Source organism: Arcobacter venerupis, from assembly GCF_013201665.1.
Lineage (GTDB): Bacteria > Campylobacterota > Campylobacteria > Campylobacterales > Arcobacteraceae > Aliarcobacter > Aliarcobacter venerupis.
Map to the genome: position 1 here is coordinate 2053064 of NZ_CP053840.1, position 13979 is coordinate 2067042.

The window sequence follows — 13979 nt, forward strand, 5'->3', positions numbered from 1 at the left end:
TTTGTTTAAATTTCTCTTATTATTCATATTTACAATTACATTAAATGCTAATAATTTTAAAATTGCCTCTTATAATGTTGAAAATTTTTTTGATTTAAAAGATGACAATAGTGAATATAGTGAATTTATACCAAATACAGCTTCACAATGGAACCAAAAGAATTTCAATATAAAAATAGATAATATTGTAAAAGTATTAAAAGATTTAGATGCAGATATTGTAGCTTTACAAGAGATTGAAAATAGAGAATTAATGCAACTACTTGTAAAAAAACTCCCAAATTATCAATATTACTCTTTTATTAAATATCCTGATTCCGCAATTGGTGTTGGATTCTTATCAAAAATTAAAATTAAAAATAATCAAAATTTAGATGTAAAATTTAGAACAAAACTTTTTAGACCAATTTTAGAAACTACTTTTATATATGATAATATTGAGTTTAAAGTTTTTAATAATCACTGGCCTTCAAAGGCTGTGGGAGAAAGTTATAGAATAAAATATGCAAAAAATCTACAAGAAAGAATCTCTACTCTTCCAAAAGATTATGATTATATTTTAATAGGTGATTTCAACTCTGATTATAATGAAATGCAAACTTTTAGAACAAATCAGAAATTAAATAATACTTCAGGAATAACAGGAATTAATCAAATTTTAAATACAACAATAGATAATCAATTCATAACATATGAAGATATTTTAAAAAACGAAAAAAGAGTTCATTATAATTTATGGTTAGACTTACCTTCAAATGAAAGATTTTCAAGTAAATATATGGGGCAAAGTAGTACTCCTGATGATATTATTATTCCACCTGCTCTATTTGATACAAAAAAAGTCTCTTACATACCAAAATCATTTAATGTTTTTAAACCTTCATATTTATATGAAGACAATGTTGTAAATAGATGGAAAATGACATCTGGTAAATTTAATAAAAGACATTTAGGAGAAGGATATTCTGATCATCTTCCAATATATGCAGAATTTTCAGTTAATAAAAAAGATACTAATTCTTTAAAAAATATAGAAAAACAACAAAAAGATCAAACAACAATTTCTGATTTATATCAAAAAGAAAAATTAGTAAAAAGTATATTTTTGCAAGATGCTATTGTTATTTACAAAGATGATGATAAAGTAATTATCAAAAGAAGAGATGATAAAGCAATTTTTATTTATTCAAAAGCAAAAGAGTTGAATCTAGGTTATTCATATAATCTTCAAATTAATCAAATCTTTAATTACAATGGATTAAAAGAGATAAAAGATTTTGCTATTTTAGATGAATTGAACAAAGTTGATGATTATAAATCTTTATATTTAGATGCAAAAGACATTGATATTTTTGATTTTAAATATGAAAATGAAATTGTAACAAATTTAAAAGGTATTGTAAAAAATTCAAAATTATATTTATCAGATGATAAATATATAAAAATATATTCAAATAAAAGAAATTTATTACCAAAAAATGGTGAAATAATTACTATTTTAACTGGTCATTTAGCCTCTTACAAAGGCAATATGCAAGTAATTATTTACCAACCATCTGATATAAAAATAGGATTATAATGTTACTTAAATCAATTTTCACAAATAGCTCTGGAATTTTAGTTTCAAGGGTTTTAGGTTTTATAAGAGACTTGTTAACAGCTTCTATTTTGGGTGCTAATATCTACTCTGATATATTTTTTGTAGCTTTTAAACTACCAAATTTATTTAGAAGTGTATTTGCAGATGGAGCTTTTACTCAAGCATTTATACCATCTTACGCAAAATCAAAACATAAAATTAGATTCTCTTCAGTTGTATTTTTACAACTATTTGGTTTTCTAATTCTTTTATCACTATTTGTAACTTTTTTTTCTCATATGGTTGCAAAAGCAATTGCCATTGGTTTTAATGAAGAAACAATTGATTTAGCTGCACCATTATTTGCAATAAATTTTTATTATTTACCAATAATATTTGCAGTAACTTTTATGGCAGCACTTTTACAATATAAACATCATTTTGCAACAACAGCTTATTCAACAGCTCTTTTAAATATTGCAATGATAATTTCACTTTTGATTTCAAAAAATTTAGATAAATATGAGATTACATTTTATCTATCTTATGGAGTTCTTGCAGGGGGAATATTACAAATACTAGCCCACTTATACTCTATTAGAAAACACAATTTATGTAAAATTTTTCATTTTAAAAAACATGAAAAAAAAGAAGAGAGTAAATTTTATAAAAACTTTTTTTCCGCAACTTTTGGTTCATCAACTCTTCATATTTCAGCTTTTATAGATACATGGTTAGCATCTTTTTTGATAAGTGGATCAATTTCATATTTATATTACGCAAATAGAATTTTTCAACTTCCTCTAGCTATTTTTGCAATTGCCACATCAATTGCTCTTTTTCCAATGGTTGCAAAGGCTATAAAAAATAAAGATGAAGATAGAGCATTAAGATTAATGAAAAAATCAGCACTGATTTTATTTGCTCTATTATCAATTTCAACTTTTATTGGAATTGTATTTAACGAGTTCATAATAAAACTTCTTTTTGAAAGAGGTCAATTTACAAGTAGCGATACTCAAAATACAGCTTTCATTTTAGTAATGTATTTAATTGGATTATTGCCTTTTGGTCTTGCAAAGATTTTTTCACTTTGGCTGTATGCAAAAGAACAACAATTTTTAACTGCAAAAATATCAATGTATAGTTTGACTTGTAATATCATATTTTCATTAATTTTAATAAAACCATTTGGAGCAGCAGGTCTTGCCTTTGCAGGAACTATTGGAGGATTTGTACTATTTATTTTAACAATAAAAGCATTTGGATTTAAAAAGTTTATATTAATGTTTTCTAAATCTTAATCACTATTTTTATTATATATTCCTAATTTAACAATATTTAGTAGGATTTAGCTATAATCTAGGCTTTATTTAAATATTCAGGATTATTAATGAGAGACTTTTTTAAACAATATGCACCCTACTACAAAAACTATATTTTATACTTTTTTTATTCATTCATAGGAATTATTTTAGTTTCAGCCTCAACTTCTGGAACTGCCTATGCAATTCAGCCTTTACTTGATGATATTTTTATTAATAAAGATGAAAAAATGCTTCATATAATGCCTTTTATAATAATTGCACTTTATGCTGCAAAAGGTTTTGGTGGATATATTCAAGCTTATTACATCTCTTATATAGGACAAGATATTACAAGAATTGTAAGGGATAAACTTTTTTCTCATATTTTAACACTTGATATGGATTTCTTTCAAAAAAAACATGGTGGAGAACTTGTAAGTAGAATTACAAATGATATAAATAGAATTCAAAGAGCTATTTCAAATAGTGTTGCTGAATTTATTAGAGAATCTTTAACAATTGTTGGATTAGTTGCTTTAGTAATTTATCACTCACCTGAACTTGCATTTTATGGATTAATTGTATTACCACTTGCAATTTTGCCTTTATCAAAACTTGCAAAAAGAATGAAAAAATTATCGTTTAAATCACAAGAGAGTAACTCAAATATTACTACAAGTCTTAGTGAATCATTTAACAATATAGAAATAATAAAAGCAAATTCAAGTGAAAAAATAGAAGCAACTAAATTTTCAATTCATAATATGATTTTTTTCAAATACAATATGAAAGCTTTAAAAACAAATGGCCTAACTTCACCATTAATGGAAGTTATAGGTTCATTGGCTTTTGCAGCAGTAATAGTTGTTGGTGGTTCAAAGGTTATCTCAGGAGAGCTTTCAACAGGAACTTTTAGTTCATTTATTGCAGCACTATTTATGTTATATACGCCTATTAAAAAACTATCTTCACTTTATAATAATATGCAAGATGCTCTTGCTGCAAATGAAAGAATTAATGATATGTTTGCTCAAAAAGCAATAATTACATCTGGAGAAGTAATTTTTCCTTCAAATATTCAAACTATAAATTTCAAAGATGTTTTCTTAAAATATGACGATTTTATAGCTCTAAAAGGGATAAATTTAGAAGTAAAAAAAGGTGAAACAATTGCACTTGTGGGAGATAGTGGTGGGGGAAAATCTTCTTTAATAAATCTTGTAATTAGATTTTATGATACGACAAGTGGAAATATTTTATTAAATGATACTTCAATAAAAGATTTTGATATAAAATCTCTTAGGGAAAACATTTCAATCGTAACCCAAAGGGTTTATATTTTCAATGACACAATAGCTTCAAATGTTGCTTATGGTTATGAAATAGATGAGATAAGAGTTATAGAAGTTTTAAAACAAGCCCATGCTTATGATTTTGTCATGAAAATGAAAAAAGGCATAAATACAATTTTAGATGAATTTGGAACAAACTTAAGTGGAGGACAAAGACAAAGAATTGCTATTGCAAGAGCTTTATATAAAAATCCACAAATACTAATTTTAGATGAAGCAACATCAGCTTTAGATAATGAAAGCGAATCAATTATTAGTGAAGTAATACAAGAAGTAAGCACTAATAAAATAACTTTTATTATAGCTCATAGATTAAGTACAATTAAAAATGCAAATAAAATCGCTGTTTTTAAAGATGGTGAAATAATTGGTTTAGGAAGTGAAAAAGAACTTTTAAACTCTTGTAAAGAGTACCAAAGATTATATAATCTTGCAAATATATAATAATTAAATGTTAAAAAAATCATTAAAACTAATATTTAATGAATTTTAGATAAAATGCATGAATTTTAAAAAAGGGATAAACTTTGATTAGTTATGAAACACTGAAAAAAATCTTATTTAAGTTTGAACCAGAGACTGCACACAATCTTGCAGAAATTGGTTTAAGAGTTTTAGGAAACTTTTCTATTATGAAAAATTATATGGAAAATAGAAACTATATATCAAATCCTAAATTAACTCAAGAAATTTTTGGTGTAAGATTTGAAAATCCAGTTGGGCTTGCTGCTGGTTTTGATAAAAATGCAACAATGATTAAATCTATGAAATCTTTAGGATTTGGCTTTACTGAAATTGGTACAATGACTTTAAAACCTCAAGATGGAAATCCAAAACCTAGAATGTTTAGATACCCTGAACTTAGATCAGTTCAAAATGCAATGGGATTTAATAATAAAGGTTCACATGAAGTTTTAAAAAACTTAAAAAAAGTTTATCCATTTAATATACCAGTTGGTGCGAATATAGGGAAAAATAAAACTACACCTGAAGAGTTTGCCCTAAGTGATTATAAAAGTTTAATAAAAAAATTTGAAGCAAATAGTGATTATTTAGTAATAAATATTTCAAGTCCAAATACTCCAAATTTAAGAGATTTACAAAATGAGAAGTTCATAACAGAACTTTTTACAATGGCAAAAGAGTTAACATCAAAACCAATATTACTAAAAATTGCACCTGATATGGAAGCTAGTATGGCAATTGATTTATGTAATAGTGCAATAAATGCAGGAGCTGCTGGAATAATTGCCACAAATACAACTATAGATTATACTTTAGTGCCAAATTGTCAAAATTTTGGTGGATTGTCAGGAGCTTGTTTGACGCAAAAATCTGCTAGTTTATTTAAAGAGTTAGCAAAAGAATTATTTGGAAAAACAGTTTTAATCTCTGTTGGTGGAATTGCAACAGGTGAACAAGCTTATGAAAGAATCAAAGATGGTGCAAATCTTGTACAATCATATACAGGAATGATTTTTGAGGGACCTTCAATGGTTAAAAAAATAAATGAAGAGATATTAGAACTAATGGCAAAAGATGGATATGAAAATATTTCACAAGCCATTGGAGCTAATTTAAAATAAAAGGAATAGATAATGAATAGAAGTAAAAATAGTAATTTAATTAAGATATTCATTATTCAATTTTTATTATTAATTACAATTTCGGGAGAATTAATGAGTAGCAGTTTACCAAAATATTATACAAAAACTTTAGAAAATGGTTTAGAAATAGTTGCAATTCCAATGAAAAATAGTTCAGGTGTTATATCAACTGATGTTTTTTATAAAGTTGGAAGTAGAGATGAAAAAATGGGTAAAAGTGGAATTGCTCATATGTTAGAACATTTAAATTTTAAATCTACAAAAAACTTAAAAGCTGGAGAATTTGATGAAATAGTAAAAGGTTTTGGTGGGATGAATAATGCCTCTACATCATTTGACTACACTCATTATTACATAAAATCTGCTTCAAAAAACATGGATAAATCTGTAGGATTATTTGCAGATTTAATGGAAAATTTAACGCTAAAAGATGAAGAATTCCAACCTGAACGTGATGTTGTAGCTGAAGAAAGAAGATGGAGAACAGATAATAATCCAATGGGATATTTACAATTCAGACTTTTTAACAATGCTTATATTTACCATCCATATCACTGGACACCAATTGGATTTATGAGTGATATTCAAAACTGGACAATCACTGATATTAGAGATTTTCATAGTACTTATTATCAACCAAAAAATGCAATAGTTGTAGTTGCCGGTGATATTGATGAAAAAGATGTTTTTTCATCTGTTGAGAAACATTTTAAGAATATTAAAAATACAAAAGAGATTCCTTCACTTCTTCATACAGTTGAACCAGTTCAAGATGGAGAAAAAAGAGTAGTAATAAATAAAGAATCAGCTGTTCAAATGATTGCAATAACTTATCATATTCCAAACTTTGAACATGAAGATCAAGTTGCTCTTTCAGCTCTTAGTGAATTTTTAAGTAGTGGGAAAAGTTCAATTTTACAAAAGAAACTTGTAGATGAGAAAAGATTAGTAAACACAATTTATGCCTATAATATGGAATTAAAAGACCCTGGAATTTTCATGTTTATGGCCGTTGCAAATGAAGGTGTTGATGCTAAAGAAATTGAAAAAGAAATTTTAGATACAATTGCGCAAATCCAAAAAGGTGATATTTCTCAAAAAGATATTGATAAAATTAAAATAAATACAAAAGCTGATTTTATTTTTTCACTTGAAAGTTCAACTGAAGTGGCTTCTTTATATGGTTCTTATTTTGTAAGAGACAATATAAAACCTCTTTTAAATTATGAGGAAAATGTAGATAAACTAACTAAAGATGATTTAATTAATGTTGCAAAAAAATACTTGACAAAAAATAACTCTACAACAGTTATTTTAAAGCAAGAAGATAAATAAATGGATTACTCTATTAGCAAAACAAAATTTGGAGAGAAACCTGATTTTGAATACCCTCTTTCACTTTTTTTAGAAGAAATGGGTGAAGATAGATTAAAAAAACTATTTAGTGATTTTTATGATTTAGTTGTTGATAGTGACATTGGAAATTTTTTTCCACAAAATGAAGAAGAGTTAGAAAAAATAAAAGCTCATAACGTGAAGTTTTTTATTGAAGCTTGTGGTGGAGAGAAAAATTACACAAAAGCTGTTGGGCATTTTGACATGTTAAAAACCCATGAGAAGTTCTCAATTACTGAAAAAGCAAGAAGAGAATGGCTTGGTTGTATGGAAGAAGTTTTAAGAAAAGTTGATATCTCAGAAGGTGCAAAACAAAGTTTTTGGAACTTTTTAGAAACTTTTTCAAAGCATACGGTAAATGTAAATGAGAGATTAGAATTAGAAGATTTAGTAGTAAGTAAAGGATAGAAAGAAATATGGAAATTATTACCGGTTCAATGACCGCACTTGTAACCCCATTTAGAAATGGAAAAGTTGATTTAGTTAAATTTGAGTCTTTAATTAAAAGACAAATTGCACAAGGTATAAATGCAGTTGTTCCTGTGGGAACTACAGGAGAAAGTGCTACACTTTCATTTAATGAACATAAAGAGTGTATAGAAGTTGCAGTTGCTGCTTGTAAAGGTTCAAATACTAAAGTAATTGCAGGGGCTGGATCTAATGCAACTAATGAAGCCTGTGAATTAGCAAAACATGCTCAAGATGTAGGCGCAGATGGAATATTATCTATAACTCCATATTATAATAAACCAACACAAGAGGGTTTATATCAACATTTTAAAGCAATTGCAAATTCAGTAGAAATTCCTTTTGTACTTTATAATGTTCCAGGAAGAACATCTGTTGACTTAGAAGCAAATACAGCTATTAGACTTTTTGATGATGTGAAAAACATATATGCAATTAAAGAAGCAACAGGTTCTTTAGAGCGAGCTATATGTTTAATTTCACAAAGAAAAGATTTTCTTGTATTTTCAGGTGATGATGCTATTGATTTTCCAATGCTTGTAAGTGGAGCAAAAGGTATAATCTCTGTTACCGCTAATCTTCTTCCTAATTTAAAATCACAATTAGTAAATAGTGTTTTTGAGGGTGATTTTGAAAAAGCTAAACAAATAAATGAAGATTTATATGCTTTAAATTCTGTATTATTCTGTGAGAGTAATCCAATACCAATCAAAGCTGCTATGTATTTAGCAGGTTTACTTGACACTTTAGAATATAGACTTCCATTAGTTTCTCCAAGTAGTGAAACAATGAAAAAATTAGAAAAAACTTTAGAAAAATATGAGGTAATAAAATAATGGCTGATAGTATGAAAGATAAAACTTTAGTAATTTCTGGTGGAACTAAAGGTATAGGAAAAGAGTGTGTTTATAAATTTGCGAGTAATGGCATAAATGTAGCTTTTACATATAATTCAAATCAACAATTTGCTGAAGATATTTGTAAAGATATTGAAGAAAAATATAATGTAAAATGTAAAGCATATCCATTTAATATTTTAGAACCAGAAAAATATAAAGAACTATTTGAAGAGATTGACAAAGATTTTGATAGAGTTGACTTCTTTATTTCAAATGCAATGATTTATGGTCGAGCTGTTGTTGGGGGGTATGGTAAATTTATGAAATTAAAACCAAGAGGTTTAAATAATATTTATACAGCAACTGTAAATGCATTTGTTTGTGGAGCTCAACAAGCTGCAAAAAGGATGCAAAAAATTGGTGGTGGAGCAATTGTTTCTTTATCTTCAACTGGAAATTTAGTATACATTGAAAACTATGCAGGTCATGGAACAAACAAAGCAGCTGTTGAAGCTATGGTTAAATATGCTGCAAATGAACTAGGTGAATTTGGAATTAGAGTAAATGCAGTTTCTGGAGGTCCAATTGACACAGATGCACTTAAAGCATTTACAAACTATGAAGAAGTAAAAGCAAAAACTGCTGAATATTCTCCATTAAACAGAATAGGTCAACCTCAAGATTTAGCACAATCATGTTATTTCTTATGTACATCTGATGCATCATGGATTACAGGTCATACTTTAATTGTTGATGGTGGGACGACTTTTAGATAATGTCATCAAAAGCACTGAATCTTCCAAATATTTTGGCACTTTTTAGAATAGCATTAGCTCCGCTAATGCTATGGTTCTTTATAGATAGAAACAATCCTATTTTTGCTTCATGGCATCCTTCATGGCTAGATTTCTTTGCTGGACTCATTTTTGTTATAGCTTCTGTTACTGATTTTTTTGATGGTTTTATTGCTAGAAACTGGAACCAAATGACAAAACTAGGGGGAATATTAGATCCGCTTGCAGATAAAATGCTAGTACTTGCTGGCTTCATAGGGTTAATTGTAATAAATAGAGCTTCTGCTTGGGCTGTATTTTTAATACTTTCAAGGGAATTTTTTATCACAGGACTTAGAGTTGTAGCCGTAAGTGAAGGTAAAGATGTAGCTTCTACCATGGCAGGAAAAATAAAAACTGTTGTTCAAATGATAGCTATTGGTTTTTTAACAATGAATTGGCCCTTTGCAACAGAGATTTTATGGTTAGCTGTTATTTTAACAATATATTCAGGATATGAATATACAAGAGATTATTTCAAAAATTAAAGGCTTTTTTTGGGTACTATTACTTTTTTACTTGTTTTATCATTTTTAGTTTTTTTCCATGAACTTGGACACTTTTTAGCAGCTCGATATTTTGGTGTAAAAGTTTATGTATTTTCAATTGGTTTTGGTAAACAATTATATGCAAAAGAGTGGATGGGAACAACTTGGCAATTTGCCTTAGTTCCACTTGGTGGATATGTAAAAATGAAAGGTCAAGATGACTCTAAACCCTCTTTAGTTGAAAATGGCAATGATTCATATAATACTAAAAAACCTTGGCAAAGAATAATAATTTTATTTGCAGGTCCTTTTGCAAACTTTATTTTAGCAGCTATTTTATACTTTAGTATTGCAATGATGGGAGCAACTACTTGGGCAGCACAAGTTGGACAAGTTCAAAAAAATTCACCAGCATTTCAAGCAGGGATTCTTCCAAACGATGAAATTATAAAAATAAATGACACAGAAATAAAATCTTGGGATGAAATTGGAAAAACAATTGTAAATTCTGATGGAGCATTAAAATTTTTCATAAAAAGAGATGGTGTAATTATTGCAAAAACAATAAATCCTTATATCTCTGATAGTGAAAATATGTTTAAAGAAAAAATCAAAAAAAGAATGATAGGAATTTCACCATCTGGAAAAATCATAAAGCTTGACTTATCTTTTAGTGAATCTGTAGTTTATGCTTATGAAAAAACTCTTTTATCTTCTAGTATGATTTTTCAAGGTGTTCAAAAACTAATTCAAGGTGCAATTCCAAGCAGTGAAGTGGGTGGAGTTATCTCTATTGGAAAAGTAATTTCAGATGCAAGTGAATCTTCGATTATTGCTTTATTTGCTATAACAGCACTAATTTCTGTAAATCTTGGAGTTTTAAATCTTCTTCCAATTCCAGCACTTGATGGTGGACATATCATGTTTAATCTATATGAAATGATTACAAGAAGAAAACCGAGCGATCGTGTATTTATGTTTTTAACTATCTTTGGTTGGGTAATTCTAGGGAGTTTAATGCTTCTTGGAATTTATAATGATATTAATAGAATCTTTTTAAATAATTAGGTAAATCAAATGAATAAATTAGCAGCAACAAAAAATTTAGATGAAATAATTACAAAAGTTGAAGGTGCAAGACTTAGAATTTCTGAACATCATATTGTAAAAATAATTGGTGTTTCAAAATACTCAACAGCAGATGATGTAAAAACTTTATACGAAGCAGGACAAAGAGCTTTTGGAGAAAATAAGGTTCAAGATTTAAAAGAAAAATCTGAAACTTTAGATGATTTACCAATAGAGTGGCATTTTATTGGAACTTTACAAAAAAATAAAATAAATAATCTAATTGATTTAAATCCTACTTTAGTTCACTCTTTAGACTCTTTAGATTTAGCACTTGAATTAAATAAAAAACTTGAAGCTAAAAATAAAAAACTATCTGCCCTACTTCAAATAAATTCAGCCTATGAAGAGACAAAATCAGGAGTTCTTCCTGAAAATGCAGTTGAAATTTATAAACAAATAATAGAACTTTGCCCAAATATCATCCTAAAAGGTGTTATGAGTATTGGAGCACATGTGGAAGATGAAAAAGTTATAAGAGACTCTTTTAAAACAACAAAAAAAATCTATGATGAATTAGTTCCTTTTGGAGCAAAATATTGTTCTATGGGAATGAGTAGTGATTTTGAACTAGCAATTGCAAGTGGATCAAATATGATTAGAGTTGGTTCTTCTTTATTTAAAGAGTAGATTTTCTACTCTTTAAAATCAAATACTTTTTATTTCTTAGCTTCACTTCTTATTTGCGTTATTGTTTTTCCACCTATTGCATAATTATCAGTACTAACTTCTTCAATAATCACAACAGCACTAGAAGCACCTCGACCATTAAATATTTTAGCAAAAAGTTCAGTTATACCTTGTGATAACTCTTCTTTTTGCTCTTTTGTAGCTCCTCCATCTTCATGGGTCATTTTTACATTTATTAATGGCATTTATTCTCCTTTTAATTTAAATATTTTTGTTAATAGTAATAATACAATTCCACCAAAAACTATTAATGCTGTTAAATATAAAGCATAATCATAAGTTTTAAAGTGTTCAATCAAGGCTACACTATAAAGTGGTGCAGTAACTTGCCCTATTCCATAAGCTGTAGTTAATGCTCCCATTAACATTACAGGATTATTCCCAGCAAGTTTTCCACCTAAATTCATAAACAATGCAACAAGCCCAACAAAAGTACCACCATATAAAACTCCTGAAAATAGATTTAGATATACATTATTTGTTAAAGCTGAAATCATAATACCAATTACTTGTAAAAACATTGCAAGAATTATTATATTCACACTTCCATATTTATGAGCTAACATCATCCAAACTATACAAGATGGAATTCCAGCAAGTCCAACTAAAGTCCATGTAAAACTTCCAAATCCCTCAAGTCCTTTTAATGAATTTATAATATCTGGTAAAAAAGTTCCTTGAACAACCATTCCAACACCTTCACAAAAATACGCCATAATTAAAATTATAACAAAAGGTGAAAATAGAGATTTATCAATATGATGTTTTACACTATTTTGTTTTACCTCTTTATCATATGACAAAATGTACATAGAATAAAATGACAACACAAAAGCAAAAAGTGCTAAAACAACCCAAGCAAACTGCCATGTTCCATTAAAATGAAATACAATTCTTACTATTACGTCACTCACTAAAATAGAAAATCCAATTCCAGAAAAATGTATTCCCATCGCTTTTGTTTTATTTTGAATATTAAGTTTATTCATTACAATAGCAGAACCCACAACCAAAGCCATAGCAGCCCCAAATCCTGCAAGAACTCTTGATATTATCCACATTGTCTCAGAAGTTGTAACTCCAAGTATTAGGGTTGTTAAAACTGCTAAAAACATACCTAATCTAAAAAATTTTACTTTAGCATTTATATCTTTTATAAAAACAGCGAAAATTGAACCCGCTAAATATCCAACATAATTAATAGAAGCTAAAACTCCTGCGAAACTAATAGTTAAATAATTCTCAAGCATTGGAGGCAATAATGATGTAAAAACAAATCTTGCAACTCCCACACCAATAATTAGTGCGATAATTCCCGCAAGTAAAATAGCTACATTTGAATTTTTGTCTAATAAATTTATCTTTTGCATACTCTCTCTCCTTAGTATTTCAGTATAATATCACTATTAATGATATTAAGTCAAATACTAAATCATGATTAATGATATAAGGAAAAGAGATATGGATTCAAATTTACTAAAAGTTTTTGTTGAAGTTGCCCGTGAAAAGAGTATTACAAAAGCAGCAAATAATCTAGAATTCGCCCAATCAAACGTAACTTCAAGAATAAAACAACTAGAAAAATCTTTGGGATTTGCCCTATTTCATAGAGTTCCAAAAGGTGTAATATTAAGTAAAGAAGGGGAAAAACTCTATCCTTATGCTATTGAAATTGTAAAAAAAGTTAAACAAGCAACCTATGATATGAAAAATATTGATAATCAAGAGCATCTAATTGTTGGATCAACTGAATCAAATGCATCAACAAGAATTGTTCCTTTTTTACTTCAACTTCATAGTGATTTTCCAAATATGAGTTTAGAATTAATCACAAATACCACTAGAGAAATCACAAAAGAGTTACTCGATTATAAAGTAGATATTGCATTTATGAGTGGTGAGCCAAAACATGAAGATTTGGTTGTTTTAAATAAAATTGATGAAGAGATTGTTTTAGTAGAACCAAAAAATGAAAATTGCCCAAATGTTTTTTTATCTTTTAAAAATGGTTGTGCTTACAATGAATTTGGACAAAATTATCTAAAAGAGTTTTCAGATGAGAATTTTAAAAATTTAGAATTTGGAAATTATGAAACTATTTTAGGTTGTGTAAAAGCGGGAATGGGAAAAAGCTTTTTACCCTTAAGCATAGTAAAAAAACTAAAATATGAAAATGATTTAAAAATAATAAATCTACCAAAACAGCTGGCAAATATACCAACTTGTTTAGTTTGTAGAAAAGATAACATTCCAAAAATAGAGACTTATTTAAAAGAATTTACCTTTTAAATAA

Annotated in this window: 14 protein-coding genes; 12 read left to right on the plus strand and 2 right to left on the minus strand. The window is 27.7% G+C overall.

What is annotated here, in order from left to right; genetic code table 11:
• Nucleotide 1: 1 nt before the first annotated feature.
• The 11 genes from AVENP_RS10230 to AVENP_RS10280 all read left to right on the plus strand — a co-directional run bounded on the left by AVENP_RS10230 (nt 2) and on the right by AVENP_RS10280 (nt 11626).
• Nucleotides 2-1579 carry an endonuclease/exonuclease/phosphatase family protein gene (locus AVENP_RS10230; protein ID WP_128357865.1) on the plus strand — a complete coding sequence of 526 codons (1578 nt, stop codon included), beginning with the start codon at nt 2-4 and terminating at the stop codon, nt 1577-1579.
• On the plus strand, nt 1579-2883 hold the full coding sequence (gene murJ / locus AVENP_RS10235) for a murein biosynthesis integral membrane protein MurJ (protein WP_128357864.1): 1305 nt from the start codon (nt 1579-1581) through the stop codon (nt 2881-2883). The genes AVENP_RS10230 and murJ overlap by 1 nt, the downstream gene beginning before the upstream one ends.
• An 89-nt stretch (nt 2884-2972) precedes the next feature.
• Nucleotides 2973-4682, plus strand: coding sequence for an ABC transporter ATP-binding protein (locus AVENP_RS10240; RefSeq protein WP_128357863.1), 1710 nt, complete (start codon nt 2973-2975; stop codon nt 4680-4682).
• 83 nt (nt 4683-4765) lie between these two features.
• Nucleotides 4766-5824 (plus strand): quinone-dependent dihydroorotate dehydrogenase, encoded by a 1059-nt coding sequence (locus AVENP_RS10245; RefSeq protein WP_128357862.1) that lies wholly within the window; start codon nt 4766-4768, stop codon nt 5822-5824.
• A gap of 12 nt (nt 5825-5836) precedes the next feature.
• Entirely contained in the window at nt 5837-7180 is a 1344-nt protein-coding gene (locus AVENP_RS10250; protein WP_128357861.1) for a M16 family metallopeptidase, read from the plus strand.
• On the plus strand, nt 7181-7648 hold the full coding sequence (locus tag AVENP_RS10255; RefSeq protein ID WP_128357860.1) for a globin domain-containing protein: 468 nt from the start codon (nt 7181-7183) through the stop codon (nt 7646-7648).
• Nucleotides 7649-7656: 8 nt separating this feature from the next.
• Nucleotides 7657-8544 carry a 4-hydroxy-tetrahydrodipicolinate synthase gene (dapA, locus tag AVENP_RS10260; RefSeq protein WP_128357859.1) on the plus strand — a complete coding sequence of 296 codons (888 nt, stop codon included), beginning with the start codon at nt 7657-7659 and terminating at the stop codon, nt 8542-8544.
• The gene (locus AVENP_RS10265) at nt 8544-9323 is read left to right on the plus strand and encodes an enoyl-ACP reductase (RefSeq protein ID WP_128357858.1); all 780 of its coding nucleotides are present in this window, start codon (nt 8544-8546) and stop codon (nt 9321-9323) included. Before dapA ends, AVENP_RS10265 begins: the two co-directional genes overlap by 1 nt.
• Entirely contained in the window at nt 9323-9868 is a 546-nt protein-coding gene (pgsA, locus tag AVENP_RS10270) for a CDP-diacylglycerol--glycerol-3-phosphate 3-phosphatidyltransferase (RefSeq protein WP_128357857.1), read from the plus strand. Before AVENP_RS10265 ends, pgsA begins: the two co-directional genes overlap by 1 nt.
• A gap of 9 nt (nt 9869-9877) precedes the next feature.
• Nucleotides 9878-10936, plus strand: a complete 1059-nt coding sequence (gene rseP, locus AVENP_RS10275; protein WP_128357856.1) for an RIP metalloprotease RseP — start codon at nt 9878-9880, stop codon at nt 10934-10936.
• A 9-nt stretch (nt 10937-10945) separates the two neighbouring features.
• Complete coding sequence (locus tag AVENP_RS10280; protein WP_128357855.1) at nt 10946-11626, plus strand: YggS family pyridoxal phosphate-dependent enzyme; 681 nt, start codon at nt 10946-10948, stop codon at nt 11624-11626.
• Between the two features lie 29 nt (nt 11627-11655).
• On the opposite strand, the gene AVENP_RS10285 is transcribed toward AVENP_RS10280, so the two are convergent.
• Together AVENP_RS10285 and AVENP_RS10290 are read right to left on the minus strand one after the other, a co-directional pair.
• Nucleotides 11656-11871 (minus strand): tautomerase family protein, encoded by a 216-nt coding sequence (locus AVENP_RS10285; protein WP_128357854.1) that lies wholly within the window; start codon nt 11869-11871, stop codon nt 11656-11658.
• On the minus strand, nt 11872-13056 hold the full coding sequence (locus tag AVENP_RS10290) for a YbfB/YjiJ family MFS transporter (RefSeq protein ID WP_128357853.1): 1185 nt from the start codon (nt 13054-13056) through the stop codon (nt 11872-11874).
• A 91-nt stretch (nt 13057-13147) separates the two neighbouring features.
• Here AVENP_RS10290 and AVENP_RS10295 point away from each other — a divergent pair, with 91 nt between their 5' ends.
• Nucleotides 13148-13975, plus strand: coding sequence for a LysR family transcriptional regulator (locus tag AVENP_RS10295; RefSeq protein WP_128357852.1), 828 nt, complete (start codon nt 13148-13150; stop codon nt 13973-13975).
• Nucleotides 13976-13979 lie beyond the last annotated feature (4 nt).